The organism is Maridesulfovibrio ferrireducens (genome assembly GCF_016342405.1).
GTDB lineage: Bacteria > Desulfobacterota > Desulfovibrionia > Desulfovibrionales > Desulfovibrionaceae > Maridesulfovibrio > Maridesulfovibrio ferrireducens_A.
This window is the reverse complement of record NZ_JAEINN010000003.1, coordinates 351,007-371,403: the sequence shown is the minus strand read 5'-3', so window position 1 is coordinate 371,403 and position 20,397 is coordinate 351,007. Positions and strand designations below refer to the sequence as shown.

Below are 20,397 nucleotides of genomic sequence, written 5' to 3'. Positions count from 1 at the left end.
GGAGCGTTAGCAGTAGAGTACAAAGACCGATGTTACATCTTTGGTTCTTATTCCAATACAGCAGCAGGGGAAATCGGGAAATTTAATTATTCTGATAACTCCGTTTCAATCCTGACTACTGCGGCAATACCTAACGGTACAGTTGGTATGGCTGGTTGTTTGGGGAATGATGGAAAAATATATCTATTTGGCGGCAGGACTTCACTTGATGTAGTCACAGTACGTCAAGATATATTGAGATTTGACCCCGAGACTGAAACAATTGAAACAATAAAAACAGGTGTAGCCGATTTTAGGGATTATTCGTCGGCATGCACGCATAAGGCCACCGGAGATATATACATATTTGGTAAAGATAATAAACTGTTAAGATATATACTATCATCTAATACATTAACTACAGCAAGCGTCGTAACTGTTGGGGGGTACGGGCAACCTGTTTGTGTTGGTGACACTGTTTATTACTTTGACATGAATACTGTCACTAAAAAAGTTGTTCCAGACGGGGCAAGCGAAACAATAACACTTGTAGGGTTGGACTCTACTAAGGTTTCTTCGGCAGGTATCTCTGAGAAGGGCGATATCTATGTAGTAAACACAACAAAGGTATTTAAGTTTGATCCAAGTGCCGATACGGTTGAAGATACTGGACTTGTTTTTGGAATTGCTCCTCAGTACGGAAAATTATCATCGGGTAAAAGACTCTGCATGTTCGGTCATTACGGTGGGGATACTCTGGATGATATCTCATATATATCCAGTGGAAACAGCATCGTAGACATAACCGCTCTTAATCTTACCGAAGCTCCGCAAAATATCTCACGTAAGAATAATATTAGTCTTGTATTAGCGGCTGGGGCTGTAGATCAAGTTTTCACAGAGGTAGATTTTAACATATCTCCTACTGATTGCTCGTTCGTAACACCCGACGGCAAGTTGATATGTTCTGCGGCTAAAATAGATCTCGAAGAAGACGCAAATCTAAAGCAGCTCGCAATGGCTGTGCGCGGGCCGGAAGATATGCGCTTTATTGGCGGTAAAATTTATATTCAGGAGAAAACATCGTGAGTAATATTAAACATAAAGTTGAACAGCAACCGGGCGTGTCTGTGCATCGTGAAATTCCCGCTGCGCGGCCTGCTGATGAATTTGACGTTAGCAAAATGAGTGTTGAAACCCGTGCGGCATGGAAAAGGGTATGTGTTGACGGCAATGCAACTGCGGACGATTTTAAACATGTTTTTTCATCAATTATGAGTAGTCGCGTTGTTGATGATGTGTTGAAATAATACAATAATTTTATTTTACGGGGCACTTATTTAAGTGTCCCGTTTTTTTATGATAAAAACAGGGTTGCCATTCTACGCTATGAAATATATTTTTCTTTTCCCAGTTCGACTTTTTTGAAGAGAATCGACTTATTTCCTTACCCTGTCCGAGTGGTCGGAGTCCGGTTTTTTTATGACATCAAAATGGTTTTATCATCAAATTAAGACAGAGCTTGCAGAACTTGAAGAAGCTTCTCTCCTCAGACGGATTCCTGCTGTTGATAACGGGGCAGAGAAAGAACTCCTGTTTAAGGGACAAAAATTCTTAAATCTTGCCTCTAATGATTATCTTGGGCTTGCCTGCGACGAGCGGCTTAAACTCGCCTCGATTCAGGCTGTTCGGGATTACGGAACAGGTTCTGCTGCTTCACGTCTTGTAACTGGTAATTTCAAATTGTATGATACTTTGGAACAGGAGTTTGCAGCGTTCAAAGAGCAGGAAGATGCTATGCTCTTTTCATCCGGCTATGCCGCAAATCTTGCTATCATGGATTCTTTTGCTGACCGTCATTCCGTCATTTTTTCGGATAAGCTTAATCATGCCAGTATCATCGACGGTATTAAAATGTCAGGCGCTAAGCATGTCCGCTATCAGCATAATGATATTGAACATTTAAAAAAACGTCTGGAATCTTTCAAAAATATTTCTGCTAAGATTTTAATTACTGATACTATTTTCAGCATGGACGGTGATCTTGCTCATATTGAAGAGATTGCTCAGCTTTGTGAATTTTATGATGTTATGCTCGTGGTGGATGAAGCTCATGCGGAAGGAATTTTCGGCGGCGGGAAAGGACTTTGTTTTGAACGTAAGATTTCAAAACTTGTTGATTTGCATATGGGAGCCTTTTCAAAGGGGTTCGGTTCACTTGGTGGAATTGTTTCAGGAAGTTCGGATTTAATATCGTTTCTTAGAAATAAAGGGCGCTCGTTCGTTTTTTCAACAGCTTTGCCTCCTGCTGTCGTCGGGGCAAATCTGGCTTCACTCCGTTTGGTTTTATCTGATCCTTCTATAGGTGAAAAACTTCTCGATAAGAGTCTTGATTTAAAACGGTTTCTTGAAAGTGAAGGGTTTGACTGCGGCAACTCTGAAAGTCAGATTATTCCGGTTATTCTGGGTGAAAATAAGTTAGCGTTGCAGGCGCAGGCTTTTTTATTGGAAGCGGGGATTTATACGGCTGCAATTCGTCCTCCGACTGTTCCTATGAATACGGCCCGCCTTAGACTCTCTTTGCGTGCGGACCTGACGAGCGACGATATTGAAAAAATTAAGCATGCTTTTGCTTTGTTAAAAAAAGAGATTCTGTAGTGAGCTCTGTCTTCATTGGCGGATGGGCAACCGCAAAAGAGCAATATCCTGTCTTTGCTGAATCAGGGGACTTTTTAATACCTTTTATAGATTTCAGTCCTGCAGAATTGTCTGATTACCTTACGGGTGGAAAAATACTTGTGGGATGGTCTACAGGGGCGCATGTTTTATTGAAGGAATGCCGCCATTTATTTTCAAGGTATGATCAAGTTGTTTTAATCGCCCCTTTTTTGTCATTTACTGATTCTTTTCCTGAAAGAACGCTTAGACGTATGATTTCCGGGTTGCGTAAAAAACCAGCTATTGTAGTCACTTCTTTTCATAAAAATTGCGGTGAAAATATAGAAATCCCTTTTAATGCACTTCAGGTGGATGCGCTGGTGGAAGGATTGGAATATCTTATTGCTTCCCGTATCAGTTTTGAAGAAGATCTTTCTTTGGTGAATTTGACTTTGGTGCATGGGGATAACGATAAAATAGTTAGAGAATCCGCTTTTGAGTCCGTTGTGAAGTTAGTCCCGCGGGCGAATATTTTGCGATTAGAAAGTGGTCATAAAATTTCTGAAAATGAAATAATAAATTTGATTAAGGGGCTTTAAGAGCGTGAAAAAGAGGATTCGACAATGTTTCGGTAAAGCCGCGACCTGTTATAGTGATGCTGCATCTGTTCAAAAGAAGGTTGCTTTTCAATGCGCTCAGTATTGCCCGAAGGGACACTATAAAAAGGTGTTGGATGTCGGTTCGGGGGTAGGTTTTTTATTCAACGAACTGGAAAAACGAATTACATATGATAACTATGTTTCGCTGGATTTAGTTCACCCCATGCTGATGGAACAGAAAGAATTGTCCGTGCCATTATTGGTTGCGGCTGACGGTGAAAATATTCCTTTCAAAGAAGGGCAGTTTGATTTGCTTGTCAGTTCATCCGCAATGCAGTGGTATGCAAATCCTGAAGAATCTATTCCTGAAAGTTTTAAAATGTTGAAACGGGGAGGGAAGTTTACAATTGCGATTTTTGTTAAGGGAACGCTTTGTGAGCTTGCAGATGTCAGTTCAAGAACAGGGTTCGGGTCGGTTAAGGATTTGAAAGATTCTAAATTTTATATAGATGTTCTTTCGGGAATTTCAAATGTCCGGGTAAACTTCAATAACCAGCGGCACGAAGTCTATTTTCCTTCTGTCGCGGGTTTTTTAAAAAATCATAAAATGACTGGAGCAGTGGCTTCAAGCGGGAATATTTCCTGGGGGAAGGAAAAATATTTACGTTTTGTTAAAGAGTATGAAAATTTATATGGTGGAGATCAGGGAATAAGAGTTTCTTATGAAGTTTTATTTGCTTCGGGGGAAGTTTTATAATTCCGGAGTAATAAAGATTAAGAGCTGTTTTTTTTGACTTTTTAGTCGCTTAGGAAGAGTATTTATCAAGTTTGAGGGTAATGAATTTTTAGGAGTTACATATGCTAGTAGGGGATTGGATGACGGAAGAGGTTTTAACCCTCTTTCCTGGTGCGCCTATAAGTGACGCAGTTGAAATGATGCGAGAAGCCGGGATTAGGCAAATACCTGTAACTGAAGCTTCCGGTCTTGTTATCGGGATAGTTTCAGATAGAGATATCCGTGATGCTATGCCTTCAAAGTATCTGGCAGGAGACGGAGCTTCTGTTAAAAGTGTTGGTTTGAAGGGGCTTAAGATTAAAGACATAATGACTCATGATCCATTCATTGTTGCTCCTGATACATGTATGGAAATCGCAGCCGAAACTCTGCTTGAAAATAAAATCGGAGGACTGCCGGTTGTCGACGAGTTCGGGCTTGTCGGTATTATTACCGATGTTGATATTTATAGATTTTTGACAACTGTTACCGGGGTAAATCGCGGAAGTTCACAATTCGCATTTTTGTTGGAAGATTCAGCTCCCGCTCTGGAAGAATTGCTGAGTGACTTGTGGGCAAGAGGCGTTAGACTTTCAACCGTGTTTACATCTTATGAAGGAGTTGAGCACGGGCTTAGAAGAGTTTTTGTTTGGGTTCAACGGCTTGATGACGGGACAATTGATTCGTTAGTCACACACCTAAAAAAAAATTACGGGTTAAAGTATCATGTGCATAAAGGTGAAACCTTTAAAACTGAATTTTAATGTTTACGATTTAAGATGTTTAACAAAGCCGGCTTTTATAAAAGCCGGCTTTGTTTTTTTTGAGCAGAGAATAAGTACTGATTAAAAAGTTTTTGAGCCGGTTGAACAAATCAAGGCGGTGGGGTAAGTAAATTTTTATAATTAGATTAATTAACTTGTGAGGTTTGAGGTCTATGGATACTTCAGAGTTAATACGTATTATGCAGGGGTCGATTGCTCCGGTTATTTTGATTTCCGGTGTGGGTTTAATTTTATTGTCCATGACTAATCGTTTGGCTCGCCCATTGGATCAAATTAGAAAAATTCTTCTACTTTTAAATAGTCATTCTGATGTAGAGGTTGATTATCTTCATCGTGAACTTAAAATTCTTTATAAAAGGTGTAGAATATTACGAAGCGCAATTGCTATGTGCGTCATTAGTATATTTTTTGTCAGTCTTGTTATTTTGATGTTGTTTTCTACTTTTCTTTTCGAGCTTGGAATAGGTTTGGTAATTAAGATATGCTTTGCGCTCTGCATAGTCAGTCTCATCAGTTCTTTGATGTTATTTTTGTGGGATATCAGTTTGACTCTGCATGGAGTGAGAATTGAGATACGTGAACATTATTTAAGAGATCAAAGAAATTAAAGGCTGATAATTAAAAACGTCCGCATCAGGGTTATCTGATGCGGACGTTTTAATTGTGATTTATTAAGAAAAGTTAAGCTTTTAATTTTAGTTTTTTAGCTTCTTCATAAGTTTCTACACTTATTATGTTCAGAGTCAGCATTGCAGATAAAAGGTTCATGTTTTTTTCATCTGCAAATTGTGATGCTGTTGAATATTGGTTGGAATCTAAAGATTGTCTTTTTTCAAGCCAGTCTTTTAAATTTAATGATGTTGGTGTATTAGAAGGTTCTTTTTCATCTGATTTAACTTCTTTAGCACTTTTTTTCAATTCTGCCAGTTGTCTTTTGATATTTCGTCTTTTTTTTCTAAGTTCTTCTTGTTCAGAATATAATTTTTTTTCTTTTTCAACTAAAATTTCATTTCTTTTATCGAAATTAGCAGCAACAGTTTTACATAGAAATATTGTAACTATTGTAGCTAGAACAAGAAGTATTGCGGTTATAATCATCATGATGGGTACCGTGCTAAGACTTTTTGGGTGCAGACAACTTACTTAATGTCATCAAAAGATTCAGTTATTTGAAATTCTGTTTTTTTGATTTCATCTTCAATTAAAGATATCTCAGATCTTAAGCGATCCATTGATCTGTTCATGTGTGCTTCTTTAAGTTCAAAAGCTCTTTTTCTCTGAGAGTATTTTGCAGTACGTCCCGCATAAACAGAGTAGACAATGAAAGCGAAAATTATGAGAGCAATAAGAATTATTAGCATTTCCATTTGGTTCATCCTTCAGGGAGATTAACTTTTGGGACCTTAGTGGATATGGTTTGTATTTACAAGGTAAATCAGTTTGTACATATGAAATAGTCTGTGACGACAGGTAAAATTTTTAAATATTAAATCTTGTTATTTTTGCAACAAAATATTTAAATTTAGTGTGAAGTGAGTTATCTTATAAGAACGGTGGGAAAAAATGCAGTTGTTGTCTTATGAGGTTCAGGATGCAGGATACTGAGTTATTTGCTGATGACGAGCTTCTTTTTACGGGAGAAGAGGTTGAAGAACGTCCGGTCAAAAAGGCGAAGCCTTGGCGTGTCCTTGTTGTTGATGATGAGCCGGATATTCACACTATGACTCAAATGGTACTTGGGGATTATTCTTTCGAGGGGCGTAAGCTTGAATTTATTAGTGCTTTTACAGGGGAAGAGTCTTTAAATATTCTTAAAAAAGATCATGATATAGCTGTAGTCCTTTTAGATGTTGTAATGGAGACGAGTACTGCCGGTCTTGATGTTGCCAGACGCATAAGGACTTTTGTAAATAATCAGTTTGTAAGAATAATTTTAAGAACAGGACAGCCGGGAGTTGCGCCGGAGCATAAAGTTATTACTGAACTTGATATCAACGATTACTGGCAGAAAGCTGAACTTACATCACAACGGCTGACAACTTCTATTACGACTGCTTTGAGGTCCTATAGGGATTTACGCAAGATTGAGCAAAACCGCGTTAGTCTTGCCCAGCTCGCAATGTCTGTTGCGCATCAGATCAGAAATAGAACAATGACAATTACCGGTTTTGCCAATTTGGCAACGCGTAAACTTGATCAAGAGTCTGACATCGCAAAGTATCTGGAAACTATTTCTGAGGAATCCGGCAGACTGGAAGAAGTTGTCGGTAGTGTTTCCGATTATGCTTCCATTGATAATTGCGATCATCAAAATTCTGAAATTTTTCCGCTTCTGGAAGAAGTTGTTATTGAGATTAAAAAATTTGCAGCAAACCTTGATAAGAATGTCGAGTTTGATATCAGTCTGAAGCATGCTGTTATAGATGGAAGGCCAGACCTTTTTAAGAAGGCTATTGAAGAATTGATGAAGAATGCTGTTATATTCAGTGATGAGTCTTCACCTCGGGTCGAGCTTAGCGTTCAGGTTGATTCTGAATTGTGTCAGATAAAAGTTATCGATAACGGTTCAGGAATTGATGATGCGGATCTTCCATATATTTATGATCCTTTTTTTACCAAGAGACCTGAAGCGGTAGGTATGGGGTTAAGCATCGTCAGGAGAGTTATTGACGGTTATAACTGGATTTTGGATTATTCAAAGGAAGGTCGTAACGGGGCTGTTTTTACGTTGATAATTCCTATTTGATTTAGTCAGATAAGTCATAAGTGAGGTTGCAATGGTTGTTGGCAAAGGTTCTGTTGATAATGATGAACTTCTTTTTGCGGAAGAATCAGCTGAAGAACGTTGTGACCATTTTTGTGATCACGGTAGAAAGTGGAAAATACTTATTGTTGACGATGAAGAGGATGTGCACAGCACCACACGTCTTGTTCTTGATGATGTTACTTTTGAAGGTGGACAGCTTGAATTTATAAGTGCCTATACTGGTGATGAAGCTTTGCAAATAATGCGCGAGCAGTCCGATATCGCAGTTATTCTTCTCGATGTTGTGATGGAAACTACTCATGCGGGACTTGATGTTGCCCGGATAATCCGGGAAGAAATGAAAAATAAAATGGTCCGCATAATTCTTCGGACCGGACAACCGGGGCAAGCTCCTGAGCGTAAAGTTATTATCGAATATGATATTAATGACTATAAGCATAAAGGGGAACTTACAGCCCAGCGTCTTTTTACTTCTGTGCTCTCCGCCTTGCGTTCCTATAGAGATATACTTGTAATTGATCAGAATAGAAAAGGTTTGAAGTATATAATTGAAGCTTCAGGAAGTCTTTTTCAGCAGCAATCCATAAGCCGTCTTGCTCAGGGCGTGCTTACACAGGTTATTTCACTTCTGGGTCTTCGTGACTCTGTATATATGGAAGGAAGCGGTATGGCTGTTTCCAGTTCTGATTCGGAAAATATGCGTATAATAGCTTCAACCGGTCGATATGCGGAGTGTCATGATATTGTGGAAAATTGTCAGGAAATATCAGATGATACTAAGAAAAAATTTGATAAAATATGTTGTATCGGTCATGGCCGTTTTATCGGTGACGACTATGTCGGCTATCTTCCTACACGGCAGTATGGTTCACATTTGTTGTATGTTGAAGGTTGCGGTGTAAAGCACAGTGAGCAGGATGAAGATTTATTGCGAATTTATTCCGATAATGTCGGCGTAGCTTTCGATAATATTTATTTGAATCAGGAAATACTGGATACTCAGAAAGAGATTGTGCGTATGCTTGGAGAGGTTGTTGAAAACCGCTCAAAAGAGACAGCTTGTCACGTTGTACGCGTTTCAGAGATGACTAAAATTTTAGGAGCTGCCCTTGCACTTGATTCTGAATATGTAGATGAATTGTATTATGCTTCACCTATGCACGATGTCGGCAAAATCGGGATACCGGATTCTATTTTATTAAAACCCGGTAAACTTACACCTGAAGAATTTGAGATTGTGAAGACTCATACCGACATAGGGTATAAAATATTGGCCGCAAGCAACAGGAAGCTTTTAAAGACGGCAGCGATTATTGCGTATCAGCACCATGAATATTGGAACGGTTCCGGTTATCCCAGAGGGCTTAAAGCGGAAAATATTGATATTGCCGGAAGAATAACCTGCATAACCGATGTATTTGATGCTCTTTGTAGTCGCCGTACATATAAAGAACCATGGGATGTGGACAAGGCTCTCGAATTTATTAAAAAGAATCGGGAGATTATGTTTGATCCTGCTTTGGTTGATGTCTTTTTTGAAAAGTTGGAATTTGTTTTGGCTATTCAAGAAAAATATAAAGATTAATTTTATATTATTTTTTAAGTAAAAACAGCAAAGAAGAAGCCCGAAATCATTCGTCATCAATAGTGGATGATTTCGGGCTTTAAATTTTTAGTGACTTATCGACTTTTTTTGTCTGGAATAATTTCAGGTTATTTTTTCTTCCATGAATTTTCATCGCCTGTTGCAAGGCGCCGAATGTTTTCTCTATGTGTCCAGAACAGAATTATTGTTAAAACACATCCTAGAAGGACCGCTCCGAAGCTTCCGGTAAACAAAGCCAGAACAGGTAGAGCAACTGCAAGAGTCAATGATCCCATTGATACATATCCTGACAGCATAATTACAGCTACACAGAAAATTACAGCCCAGAGAGTTGCAGCAGGTGCAAGGACTAGAAAAGCTCCAATTGTTGTTGCAACCGCTTTGCCGCCGCGCATATCCAAAAAGATGGAAAATACATGACCGAGGACTGCGGAGAGTGCAACCAGAGATAAAAACATCCAGTTATGACTGTATTGAGAAGCCATGAGGACCGGGATAAATCCTTTAGCTATATCTAATAACAGAGCCGCGACTCCATATTTAAATCCACATAGTCGTGCAACATTTGTAGCACCTGTGTTTTTGCTTCCTTCTGTGCGTGGGTCAATTCCACAACCGATTTTAGCAATAAAAAGTCCGAAGGGGAGTGATCCCAGAAAATAGGCGAATACTAACCAGAAGATCCAAAGCATGGACAAACTCCTTTAAGTCTTATTTGTTAAAAAAAACTATTCTTCCAGGGCTTCGACAACTCTGATCTCGTTTGTAAGCGGATCAATTTTGTTGAATCTGATTTGAAATAATTGTCCGGGGTAAAGTTTATCACCAAGCATGGGGCGTGGAACTCTTACGTTAATCTGAATCTCAGGCATTGCAAGAGAAGTCAACGGGCCGTTGTCATCAACAACTGTCGCGGACTGCCATTGTTTTTTGTTTTGTGCGAGATAAAGAAGTTTCCAATATCTAGGCCGGAATCTCTGAATTTTAATTACCGCTTGCAGTCTGGTTTGAAGTGTTGCCGCCAGAGTAGTAAGCTCATCGCTGGTCCAGAGAGGTTGTTCTGTTTGTAAATAGTGGCAAAGCTGAGCCATATTTATGAAATCCGCATATCTTCTAAGCGGAGACGAAATAGGGCTGTACCCCTTAACCGCAAGAGTCGCGTGTTTTTTGGGAGTGGTCTCCATTTGCGGAGGAACCATCTGTCTGACCCTCTGAAAAATTTCATGAGGTTTGGTTACAATCCCGCTTGAATCAGAGGGCAGAGCTATATCCTGAGTTCTATAAAGAAGCGGGAATCCCTGTTCATCTGCGAATTTCCCCAGTCCTGAATTTGCGAGAATCATAAATTCACTTATAATCTGGTCAGCTCGTGTTGTATCATCTTTGGAACTGATACTTACTGAAACTTTTTCAGGCCATCCTGTCAGCGAAATTTCAGGTTCGGGTCTGCGGATTACTACCGCGCCGTTTTTTATTCTGCGGGTGATAAGTTTTTCCGACAGCTCGAAAGCTAAAGCCATCTCATCATCTGTGCCATCTTCAAGCATTTGTTCAACGGCTACATATGTGCTGTTATCGGTTAATTTTACCCATCCGGTTTTCGGAGAAATGGATATCAACTCACCGCAGGTATCGAGCTCAAAAGTGGTAATCAGCGCAGGTCTTAATTCTCCTGAAAATAAGCTGAAAGCACCGATACCGAGCTTTTCAGGAAGCATGTGGCTGGTTCCTTCGGGAAGATATATGCTGGTTCCTCTGTCAAGGACTGCGAGGTCAAGCTTGCCGCCGAAATTCCAGTCCATGCAGGGACGGGCAAGGGCTATCGTAAGAGTGTAGCCGCCATCGCTGTTTTTTTTCAGATTAAAAGCATCGTCAATGTCGCGGGTTGTTGCCGCGTCAATGCTTCGCATAGGCAGAGGGTATGGGGCTGTAGCTTTTGTTTCTACAGCAGTGACCAGTCTGTCTATTTCTTCTGTATGATCTGCGGTCCAGCTGTCGTCCGGTGAATAGTCGGCTTCATTAAACAGAAAATTGTGATGTGGATAAACAATTCCCCAGCCTTGAGCCAGCAGCAGGGCTAAATGAGGATGGTCAGGTAGTCCTTTTTTTAATGCAATCCACATTTTGTGAGATTTTTCATCGTTAACTCCTGCAATGCGATCAATCAGGAACGATTTTAAATAATCAGCTGTTTCATCGGACATGACCGGAATTTGGTCTGTATTAATTTTGCTGCCGGATTCCCGTGCAACCCAGATCTTTTTGAAAAGATCTTGACCGGCTGTCATTGCTTCTTCTTGCCGCTTCTCTTCCGATTGTTGATTCAGGCGCTGTTCAACTTTGTCTTCGGTGTAAATTATGAATTCAGGCGGCTGAAATTTGAAATGAGTTTTGGCCGCAAGCATAGCGCGTCCCATCGCAGATATCTGGTCAGCATCTGGAGCTTCCCATAACAATCCTGCAAACCATGTCAGGGGGGCTTTTTCCAGTTCTCCCTGCGCAAGGTCCCAGATGTCCATGACATTGAGTCCAGCTTGGATTTCACCGCGTTTTTCTTGATGACTGAGCATCAAATCAAGCATTTCCTGACGAGTTGACTCGGCAGAATATTGAGGCCCGACCCAAGGTAGAACTCGGACCGCAGGCATTTTAGTTTCTCTTTTATTGATGGTGTAGAGTTTTAGTTTACCAGCTTGTTCTTCCATTACAAATGCAAGCTGAGGCTGGTTTCCGTGCATAAACTCTACGATATTTCCGGGCGCGACATAACGCCCATCCTTGAATAGGGACATGTAATTCCTTATTTAATATGAAATCCCGGAACCCTCTGACAAGGGTTCCGGGATATTTTATAAAGTATATTCTAGTGCTTGAAGGAACGCTGTCCAGTGAAGACCATGGCAACCTGAGGGCTTGCTTCGTTTACAGCCTGAATGATTTCATTATCTCTAATGGAACCGCCGGGCTGAGCGATTGCTGTTATTCCTTGCGCCATGCAGAGGTCCACGCCGTCGCGGAACGGGAAGAAACCGTCGGAAACCAGTACGGAGCCAGTGAGTCCGCCTTTGTCTTCAGCCGCTTTCTTTTCGATTGCTGCAAGGTTTGCTGCTGCCTCTTCGTCTTTCAGAGCTTTCAACTTGAGCTCAAAAATAGACATCTTGAACTGGTCGAATGCCAGAAGATCTGCATATTTTGTGCGGGCTTTGGTCACAGCCAGCTCAACACAGCCAACGCGGTCCTGCTCGCCTGTTCCGATGGCGGTTGTTACACCGTCGCGTGCGAAAATGACAGAGTTTGAAGTTACGCCTGCTTCAACAGCCCATGCGAAGAGCAGATCGTCTGCTTCTTTTGTTGTGGGGGTACGAGCGGTGTAGCTTGATCCGTCTTTATCTGCCACAGCAGGAATGAAATCGTCCGCGCTGAGAATTCTGTTACGGAATGAGAACTGAACAACCATGCCGCCGTCCATCAGTGATTTGATATCAAGGAAGGGCTGGCCGATGAGTTTTTCAAGATCCATGATTCCAGGAATCTGGAGAATACGCAGATTTTTGCGTTTCTTGAGAATTTCGAGTGTGCCTTCTTCGAAAGCCGGAGCGGCAACAACTTCAAAATATGCGCTGTCGATTACTTCCACAGCTTCCATTGTCAAAGGGCGGTTAACAACGATAGCTCCACCGAAGGCGGCTATGCGGTCAGCTTGAAATGCGTTGCTGAGCGCGGTTCCTACACCTTCTTCGGACCATGATGCGCCGCATGGATTGTTATGTTTTAAAATAACAGCTGCGGGTTTTGCATAAAGATATTGCAGAATGTTCAGTGCATTATCAACATCAGTGAGATTTGTTTTTCCCGGATGTTTGCCTGCCTGTAACATATGTTCTTCGGTCAGAGCAGAAACAAGTCCTTGTCCTTCTCCACGAAATTTAACACCGTCGAATTCGAGTCCGCCGGAAACAAGTTCATATAGGGCTGCAGGCTGGTCGGGGTTTTCGCCGTAACGCAGTCCTTTAGTTTCGCCTTCGATTTCCCAGGTTCTTTTTTTGAAGGTTAATTCCTGTTCACCTAAACGAACAGTCATGTCTGCTGGAAAAGGGTCCTGCGAAAGGGTATTGTACATTTTTTTGAGATCGCTCATGGGTATTCTCCTGAATAATTGCCTTGTGGATGAACGCTAATAGCACAGCCTTACCCGACGGGCAATTTTGAATTGCGGTATTACCCCGGTTTTTGTTAGGCTTGCCTAGCCGCAAGAGATTAAAACTCTATATTTTTTTAATAACTTCGGTCACTACTTTAATCTGGAGAGAATATGTCTGAAGGTTATATGGAAAAAGCTCTGCTAAAACTTGCAAAGCAGCTTAACGCTTATGATGAAGCTTCTTTGACAGGGCTTTGGAACAAATATGAAGCCATTGTTGCTGAGTTCGAACCTACTCGAAAGTGGGAAGAAGCAGCAGTTGTTTTTGGCATGATACAGGCTATCCGGCTTAAAAATCAGCTTTTTAATTATCATTGGGCAGAATCTTGCGGGCCGGAATCTATGTCGCCGAGGCCGGATTTCATCCCCATGAAGCAAGAAGAAGATAAAGGTTTAAAGTCTGAATCAGGGGCCGACAGCGGGGGAGGCGACAGTAAAAGGCGCAAGGTACTCAGCTTCGAGCCCAGGAAGGATAGCTAGTCCTTTCATTGTATAATAATAGTAGCGGATGCTGTCTACGTAATCGACGCCTTCGTACCCGCGGGTGTATCCGTAGCGGGTTTGCGAGTGATATTTAGGCATGGTCAGTAATGGGAATATCTGTTTCAAAGACCGCCATGTCCCAGATGATTTGCCTAGGTAGCCGGATATTTCAATTGCATCATAAACGTGTCCTAATCCTTGATTATATGCCGCAAGAGTGAATAACCAACGGTTCCACCCATCAACATCGCGGCTGCTCAGTTTATCCCATAGAAATCTTAAATATTTGGCCCCGCCAGTAATTGACTGTTCGGGGTCAAGTCTGCTTGTAAGCCCCATAAGGTCCGCTGTATTTTCAGTTAACTGCATAAGACCTCTGACTCCTGTTTTACTTCGGGCAAGAGGGTCAAAACGCGATTCCTGATACATAACGGCAGCTAAAAGTAGTGGATCTATATTATACTTTTTTGCGGCTTTAAGTATATATTTACGATAGAAAGGGAGTTTTTCCCGGATATCTTTACGTAAAGAGTAAAGGTCATAGAAATCTGTTTCGTCGGGAAGGAACCCGAAATATATTTCCCGTTTATTTTCAAGAGTGCCGTTTGTTGAAATTAAGTGCCAGTAATCTTCAGTTACTTCGGTCAAACCTTGAATGTCATCTCGCCAATACCATCGGTATTCAAGATCGTCTCCGAAGTTGTCGGTGACCCTTAGTTTATGTAAAAAAGGCTGTAAGGGCTTGAATGCTCCGGCTTCAACCAGATGAAATCTGAAGTTTTTATCTTCATTTAATTCAAGTAGAGGGTCTAAGTGGTTTGAATCGTTGCTTGTAATAAGGGTTGGAGCACAGACTAAATAGTCTGAAAGGTCTTTGAAAGTTTTTATAAGTCCGGAATGTTTGGGTGCAAAAATAGTTTGATCACAAAGCTCGAAAGGAGTTCTAAGTTCGAATCTTCGTATATTATGTAATAACAGTGCTGGGCTTTGCTCGTAGACAGGGCCGGCTTTAATCGAAGTAAATTTTTTAAAATTTTCTGGATTATACCCGCTTGCAAGCATCAGGTCAGCTTTTCCTTTTTGGAGAGCCTCAAAAGCCTTGTTGTGTGTAGGGTAGGGTGTTATTAAAAGCTTTACATCTGTGTAATTACCGAATTCATCAAGGATTTCACGGTCAAAGCCCGGTCCCCACGGTGAAAGCTTGGGAAAATTACGCTCGATGTCGACCGCTGCAACGCGTATGATGTGCGGAAGCGGGATTTCATATTTAAATGAATATAAATTAATTATTGCGTAAAAGCATGCTAAGTATACAATAATATTGGATATATGTTGTGAAAAAAGTGTCAGAGTGCCCTTTTCTGGGCGATTTAATTTGCTTAAGTGTATTGACATTGTCCTAAAAGATTTTTTACGCAAAAAACCCGTCTGCCGTTCAAAATACTTTATTTTCCTTTTCAAGGGGAGAAATAAGATGACGGTAAAACGAATTGTTTTTATATCTATACGTCAGACGCAGTGTCACTATCAAGTCATCAAATTGCAGAAAAATTCTCACGGGCCGGATTTCCGTTTGAGAAAACTGCCCAAGGAGTACTTTAGGAATGTCGAATACGGTAATTGTTGGAACCCAATGGGGCGATGAAGGTAAGGGTAAAATCGTGGATATGCTCGCTCAAGAAGCTGGCGCGATTGTTCGTTTTCAGGGCGGAAACAACGCGGGTCATACTCTCGTGGTCGCTGGCGAACAATGTATCCTGCACCTTATTCCTTCCGGAGTTTTACATCCCGGAAAGAAATGCCTCATCGGGAACGGAGTCGTTTTAGACCCCGAAGTTTTCCTTAAGGAGATCGACGGCCTTAACGCAAAGGGCATTGATGTTTCTCCTGAACGCATGATGATCAGTAAAAAAACACAGATTATCATGTCTTACCACAGAATGATGGACAACTGTAGAGAATCTGTCAAATCTGATGAAAGTAAAATCGGAACAACCGGTCGCGGTATCGGTCCTTGTTATGAAGACAAGATGAACCGTATAGGTATTCGTGCCGCAGATTTAGCTGATCCTGAACTGCTTCGTGCCAAGATAGTTGAAGCTCTTATTGAAAAAAATGTTTTATTTGAAAAACTTTTCAATGTTGAAGCCCTTGATCCTGAAAAAGTATATCAGGACATTCTTCCTGTCGCTGAGAGAATTAAACCTTTTCTCGGAGATGTTTCTTCCGTTATTCAGGAAGTTAACAAAGAAGGCGGAATGGTCCTTTTTGAAGGTGCACAGGGTATTCATCTCGATATCGATCACGGAACATATCCTTTTGTTACTTCCTCCAACACTGTTGCAGGTAATGCTGCCGCCGGCGCAGGGTGCGGACCCCGCTGTCTTGAACGTATCATCGGTATCCTGAAAGCTTATACAACCAGAGTCGGTAGCGGTCCTTTTGCTACAGAACTGCTTGATGAAACCGGCGATACTTTGCAGGCAAACGGACATGAGTTCGGTGCAACTACCGGCAGAAAACGCCGTTGCGGATGGCTCGATCTGGTTATCATTCGTGAAACTGCACGTCTGTGTGACCTCACTGAATTTGCTCTTACTAAACTGGATGTTTTGTCCGGTCTCAAAGAACTCAAAATTTGTGTTTCTTATGAGTACCGCGGTGAAAAGATTTCTTATCCTCCGCAGGAGCAGAACGGTATGGCATTTGTCAAACCTGTTTATGAAACCATGCCCGGCTGGGATGAAGACATCACCGGCGCACGTACTTATGATGAGCTTCCTGAAGCTGCTAAAAATTATATTGCCCGTATTGAAGAATTATCCGGTGTTAAAGTCGGAATCGTTTCCGTCGGTCCTGACAGAGCTCAGACCATAGTACGATAATTATGTTTACAGGTATTCAAGAGACTGTTTCGCGGCAGAAAATAGTTCTGCCCAGATTTGCCAAGCTGGCTTTGCAGCCTCCTCAGTGCCTGTTGATTGAAGGCGGATCCGCCGAAGACAGACGCGATATGGCCCGTTATTGGGCTTGCCTGCTTAATTGTGAAAGCGGGGGAACTCCCTGCGGCACTTGCAAGCCATGTTTGCAGATTGCGGATAACGCTTTTAACGATTTCTTGATAATTGACCGTGTCGATGAAGACGGTGTCGAAAAACAGGATATTCCAGTAGATAATGTTCGCAAGTATTTCTCGGTCTGGGGCCAACCGCCCCATGGCCGGGGTACTCGCGTAACCGTTATTGAAGAAGCTCAGCACTTAAACGGTAATTCTGCGAATGCTCTCCTTAAGACTCTCGAAGAACCACGTCCCGGAAATGTCTTTGTTCTCACCGCTCCTCAGCGGGAGAGACTGCTCGGAACTTTAGTCTCGCGCAGTTGGGTTATCACTCTTGCGTGGCCTACGGAAACACAGAACAGTCCTGAAGTTGCCGACTGGGTAAGTGGCATGCTGGGTTTTTGGCGTTCTGGACAGGGCTGGTTTGCAAGAACTTCCGCAAAAGGTGCTCTTAATAAAGAGCAAGCCCTGAAAGTCGTTTTAGGCTGTCAGCGTGAACTTCGTAATACTCTCATGAATCCGCAACTGACTCCTGCTGCAAATGCTCTTTCTGGTCTTTTCGACCCCAAGGGGTTGCGCAGGCTTGATCTTGTTTTGAGCAAGGCTCAGGAATCTCTGAACTACAACGTAAATCCCGCATTAGTTCTCGACTGGGTTTGCACCGCCGCAATGCCTCGCAAAAGAAGATAATTCAGGCTTGATTGCCCTTCGGGCTTTTTAATAGAAATTTTGCCTTCGGCTGGACCAGAAGGCCGGCGGCCCTCTGGACTTCCGTTTATCCTCCAAGATTGTTGCAATTGATTCGTGGCTTGAATCTTTTATCAGATTTATGTCATGGTATTGCTATGTCCTTTTTATGGGGGCTAACGGTTGCAAATGAGCGGGGATAATCATGGATTTACTCAGTAAAGATTTTTGGAGCAAAACTTCTAATTCGGTTTTACATGACTTAAAAACTTGCACCGCCGGACTCAGTCAGGAAGAAGCTGAACTGAGGCTTAAGCAATTCGGGCCGAATACTCTAAAAAAAGAAGCTCATCATACCTCTTTTGCGTTATTTCTGGATCAGTTCAAGAGCCCGATTATAATTATACTTATTTGTGCCGCAATCCTTTCTATCGCTCTTGGTGACAGTTCCGATGCGATTATTATTATGGTGATTGTTTTTGTCAGTGGTTTCCTTGGGTTTTGGCAGGAAAAAGGGGCCGCAGGTGCTGTCGAGTCTTTGCTTGAAACCGTTGAAACAAAGGTTGATGTTTTGCGGGGCGGAAAGCAGGTTCAAATCCCTGTTGATGAAATCGTTCCCGGTGATATTATAACACTTCATGCTGGCAAGGGTATACCCGGAGACTGCCGCATCCTTGAATCACGAGACTTGTTTGTTAATGAAGCTGCTCTGACAGGTGAAACTTTCCCGGTTGAAAAAGATATTGAGTCTCATGCTGTTGATGCCCCCCTTGCCGCAAGGTCGAACAGCCTTTTTATGGGAACGCATGTTATGAGCGGCGAAGGGAAAGCTATTGTCGCTGCAACTGCTCTCAATACTGAATTCGGTAAAATTTCAAAACGGCTCAAACTGCGCCCGGCAGAAACTGAGTTTGAAAGGGGAATCAAAAAATTCGGTTATCTTCTGATGGAAGTCACATTGGTTCTGGTTGTTTTGATTTTTGCTTTTAACGTCTATTTTGCAAAGCCCATTCTGGATTCACTTCTTTTTTCATTAGCTCTCGCTGTTGGACTTACTCCACAACTTCTACCCGTTATTATCAGCGTGAACCTTGCCAATGGAGCCAAGCGCATGGCTCAGCATAAGGTGATTGTACGCAGACTCTCGTCTATTGAGAATTTCGGGAGCATGAATGTCTTATGTTCGGATAAGACAGGGACTCTCACTGATGGAACCGTAAGGCTCAAGGGAGCATATGATCTTTACGGTGAAGAAAGTGAAGAAGTCCTTCATCAGGCTTATATGAATTCTTATTTTGAAACAGGTTTTATCAGTCCGATTGATGAAGCTATTCGTGGGATGGAGTCTTTTGATGTCTCTGATTTTACTAAAACGGATGAAGTTCCTTATGATTTTATTCGTAAAAGGCTGAGTGTACTGGTCCGGCGCGAAAAAGAATCGCACGCAATGATGATCACTAAAGGAGCTTTGAGTAATATTCTGGATTCATGCACCAAGGCTGTTACTTCTGACGGTAGTATTGTGAATGTGGCGGATGTTGTAAATGATGTTCAGGCAAAATTTGAGGAATTCAGCGGGCAGGGATTTCGTGTTTTGGGTGTTTCAAAGCGGGAATTTCCAGTTGATGCTGAAATAAATAAAGATGATGAAGTTGATATGACCTTTATCGGATTTCTTGCTTTCTGGGATCCTCCGAAGGAAGGGATAGTAGAAAATATAGCTAAATTGAAGGCGCTGGGTGTGAGTCTAAAAGTTATCACCGGGGATAACAGACATATTGCCGCAAAAGTGGGGCATGAAATAGGGCTTACCGAGCCTGTGATCCTGACGGGGGCGGAAATTAATCAAATGCGGGATGAAGCCCTTGTTCAGCGAGTGCGAGGAGTAAATATTTTTGCTGAAATTGAGCCGAATCAGAAAGAAGATATCGTGCTTGCTTTAAAACAGGCTGGACAGGTTGTCGGATACATGGGCGACGGAATTAATGATGCGTCCGCACTCAGGGCCGCAGATGTGGGTATTTCCGTTGATAGTGCTGTTGATGTAGCCAAGGAAACCGCTGATATAGTGCTTCTTGAAAAAGATCTCGGTGTGCTTGAACACGGGGTGATAGAAGGGCGTAAAACTTTTGCCAATACGCTTAAATATGTATTCATGGCTACCAGCGCCAATTTCGGGAATATGTTTTCCATGGCCGGAGCAAGTTTGTTTTTACCATTTCTGCCTTTGCTGCCTAAGCAAGTCCTGCTTACCAATCTATTTACTGATTTACCGGAAATGACCATTGCCACCGATAATGTTGATCAGAGCAACATTGATAGACCTAAGCGTTGGGATATTAAATTTATCAAAAAATTTATGATTGTTTTCGGAATCGTTAGCTCTGTCTTTGATTTTATGACGTTCGGAGTGTTGCTTTATATTCTTGATGCGTCACCTGAGGAATTCAGAACAGGCTGGTTTTTGGAATCAATTGTTTCCGCAACAATGATTGTGCTGGTTATCCGCACGAGACTTCCGTTTTATAAAAGTAAGCCGGGCAAATATCTTGTCTTTGCGACTCTGGCTGTAATTGCGTTTGTTCATGTGCTTCCTTACAGTCCTATTGCTCTTATTTTAGGGTTTAAACCCCTTCCAATAAGTTTCTTGGTGGCAATGTGGATAATAGTGGCCTTGTATGTCGTGGGCGCAGAATATGCGAAGAAGCTGTTTTATAGAAATATAAGTGAGTAGAAGTGGAAGAATGGAAAAGTTAAACTTGCGCAAAATAAAACCCCGATCCGGCAAATGGGCCTGAT

General features: G+C 41.8%; 19 protein-coding genes. 13 read left to right on the top strand and 6 right to left on the bottom strand.

The window, feature by feature from the left end:
• From JEY82_RS05530 to JEY82_RS05500, 7 genes are all read left to right on the top strand, one after another.
• Positions 1-1,068, top strand: a 1,068-nt coding sequence (locus JEY82_RS05530) for a hypothetical protein (RefSeq protein ID WP_304083509.1), incomplete at its 5' end; no start/stop codon positions are given.
• Complete coding sequence (locus tag JEY82_RS05525; protein ID WP_304083506.1) at positions 1,065-1,289, top strand: hypothetical protein; 225 nt, start codon at positions 1,065-1,067, stop codon at positions 1,287-1,289. The genes JEY82_RS05530 and JEY82_RS05525, both read left to right, overlap by 4 nt.
• 172 nt (positions 1,290-1,461) lie before the next feature.
• Positions 1,462-2,637 carry an 8-amino-7-oxononanoate synthase gene (locus JEY82_RS05520; RefSeq protein WP_304083503.1) on the top strand — a complete coding sequence of 392 codons (1,176 nt, stop codon included), beginning with the start codon at positions 1,462-1,464 and terminating at the stop codon, positions 2,635-2,637.
• Positions 2,637-3,236 (top strand): hypothetical protein, encoded by a 600-nt coding sequence (locus JEY82_RS05515; protein WP_304083501.1) that lies wholly within the window; start codon positions 2,637-2,639, stop codon positions 3,234-3,236. The genes JEY82_RS05520 and JEY82_RS05515 overlap by 1 nt, the downstream gene beginning before the upstream one ends.
• Before the next feature lie 4 nt (positions 3,237-3,240).
• Positions 3,241-3,993, top strand: coding sequence for a methyltransferase domain-containing protein (locus JEY82_RS05510; RefSeq protein WP_304083498.1), 753 nt, complete (start codon positions 3,241-3,243; stop codon positions 3,991-3,993).
• 101 nt (positions 3,994-4,094) lie between these two features.
• Entirely contained in the window at positions 4,095-4,775 is a 681-nt protein-coding gene (locus tag JEY82_RS05505) for a CBS and ACT domain-containing protein (RefSeq protein ID WP_304083494.1), read from the top strand.
• A gap of 173 nt (positions 4,776-4,948) precedes the next feature.
• Positions 4,949-5,404 (top strand): DUF2721 domain-containing protein, encoded by a 456-nt coding sequence (locus JEY82_RS05500; RefSeq protein WP_304083493.1) that lies wholly within the window; start codon positions 4,949-4,951, stop codon positions 5,402-5,404.
• 73 nt (positions 5,405-5,477) lie between these two features.
• Here JEY82_RS05500 and JEY82_RS05495 read toward each other — a convergent pair whose 3' ends face one another.
• Positions 5,478-5,897: a hypothetical protein gene (locus JEY82_RS05495; RefSeq protein WP_304083491.1), complete on the bottom strand. Its 420-nt coding sequence runs from the start codon at positions 5,895-5,897 to the stop codon at positions 5,478-5,480.
• A gap of 38 nt (positions 5,898-5,935) precedes the next feature.
• Positions 5,936-6,163, bottom strand: a complete 228-nt coding sequence (locus tag JEY82_RS05490) for a hypothetical protein (protein WP_304083489.1) — start codon at positions 6,161-6,163, stop codon at positions 5,936-5,938.
• Positions 6,164-6,387: 224 nt separating this feature from the next.
• Here JEY82_RS05490 and JEY82_RS05485 point away from each other — a divergent pair, with 224 nt between their 5' ends.
• On the top strand, positions 6,388-7,542 hold the full coding sequence (locus JEY82_RS05485; RefSeq protein WP_304083488.1) for a HAMP domain-containing sensor histidine kinase: 1,155 nt from the start codon (positions 6,388-6,390) through the stop codon (positions 7,540-7,542).
• 31 nt (positions 7,543-7,573) lie between these two features.
• Positions 7,574-9,148 (top strand): response regulator, encoded by a 1,575-nt coding sequence (locus tag JEY82_RS05480; RefSeq protein ID WP_304083486.1) that lies wholly within the window; start codon positions 7,574-7,576, stop codon positions 9,146-9,148.
• 128 nt (positions 9,149-9,276) lie between these two features.
• On the opposite strand, the gene plsY is transcribed toward JEY82_RS05480, so the two are convergent.
• From plsY to JEY82_RS05465, 3 genes are all read right to left on the bottom strand, one after another.
• Complete coding sequence (gene plsY / locus JEY82_RS05475) at positions 9,277-9,861, bottom strand: glycerol-3-phosphate 1-O-acyltransferase PlsY (RefSeq protein WP_304083483.1); 585 nt, start codon at positions 9,859-9,861, stop codon at positions 9,277-9,279.
• A 36-nt stretch (positions 9,862-9,897) separates the two neighbouring features.
• Complete coding sequence (locus tag JEY82_RS05470) at positions 9,898-11,961, bottom strand: ribonuclease catalytic domain-containing protein (protein ID WP_304083481.1); 2,064 nt, start codon at positions 11,959-11,961, stop codon at positions 9,898-9,900.
• 71 nt (positions 11,962-12,032) lie between these two features.
• Positions 12,033-13,307, bottom strand: a complete 1,275-nt coding sequence (locus JEY82_RS05465; RefSeq protein ID WP_304083479.1) for an IMP cyclohydrolase — start codon at positions 13,305-13,307, stop codon at positions 12,033-12,035.
• Between the two features lie 174 nt (positions 13,308-13,481).
• On the opposite strand from JEY82_RS05465, the gene JEY82_RS05460 reads away from it, so the two are divergent.
• Positions 13,482-13,850, top strand: coding sequence for a hypothetical protein (locus tag JEY82_RS05460; protein ID WP_304083478.1), 369 nt, complete (start codon positions 13,482-13,484; stop codon positions 13,848-13,850).
• On the opposite strand, the gene JEY82_RS05455 is transcribed toward JEY82_RS05460, so the two are convergent.
• On the bottom strand, positions 13,776-15,248 hold the full coding sequence (locus JEY82_RS05455) for a transglycosylase SLT domain-containing protein (protein WP_304083477.1): 1,473 nt from the start codon (positions 15,246-15,248) through the stop codon (positions 13,776-13,778). The genes JEY82_RS05460 and JEY82_RS05455 overlap by 75 nt on opposite strands.
• Before the next feature lie 209 nt (positions 15,249-15,457).
• Here JEY82_RS05455 and JEY82_RS05450 point away from each other — a divergent pair, with 209 nt between their 5' ends.
• From JEY82_RS05450 to mgtA, 3 genes are all read left to right on the top strand, one after another.
• The gene (locus JEY82_RS05450) at positions 15,458-16,738 is read left to right on the top strand and encodes an adenylosuccinate synthase (protein ID WP_304083475.1); all 1,281 of its coding nucleotides are present in this window, start codon (positions 15,458-15,460) and stop codon (positions 16,736-16,738) included.
• A 2-nt stretch (positions 16,739-16,740) separates the two neighbouring features.
• Positions 16,741-17,601, top strand: coding sequence for a DNA polymerase III subunit delta' (locus JEY82_RS05445; RefSeq protein ID WP_304083473.1), 861 nt, complete (start codon positions 16,741-16,743; stop codon positions 17,599-17,601).
• 202 nt (positions 17,602-17,803) lie between these two features.
• The gene (mgtA, locus tag JEY82_RS05440) at positions 17,804-20,332 is read left to right on the top strand and encodes a magnesium-translocating P-type ATPase (RefSeq protein WP_304083471.1); all 2,529 of its coding nucleotides are present in this window, start codon (positions 17,804-17,806) and stop codon (positions 20,330-20,332) included.
• Positions 20,333-20,397: the final 65 nt, after the last annotated feature.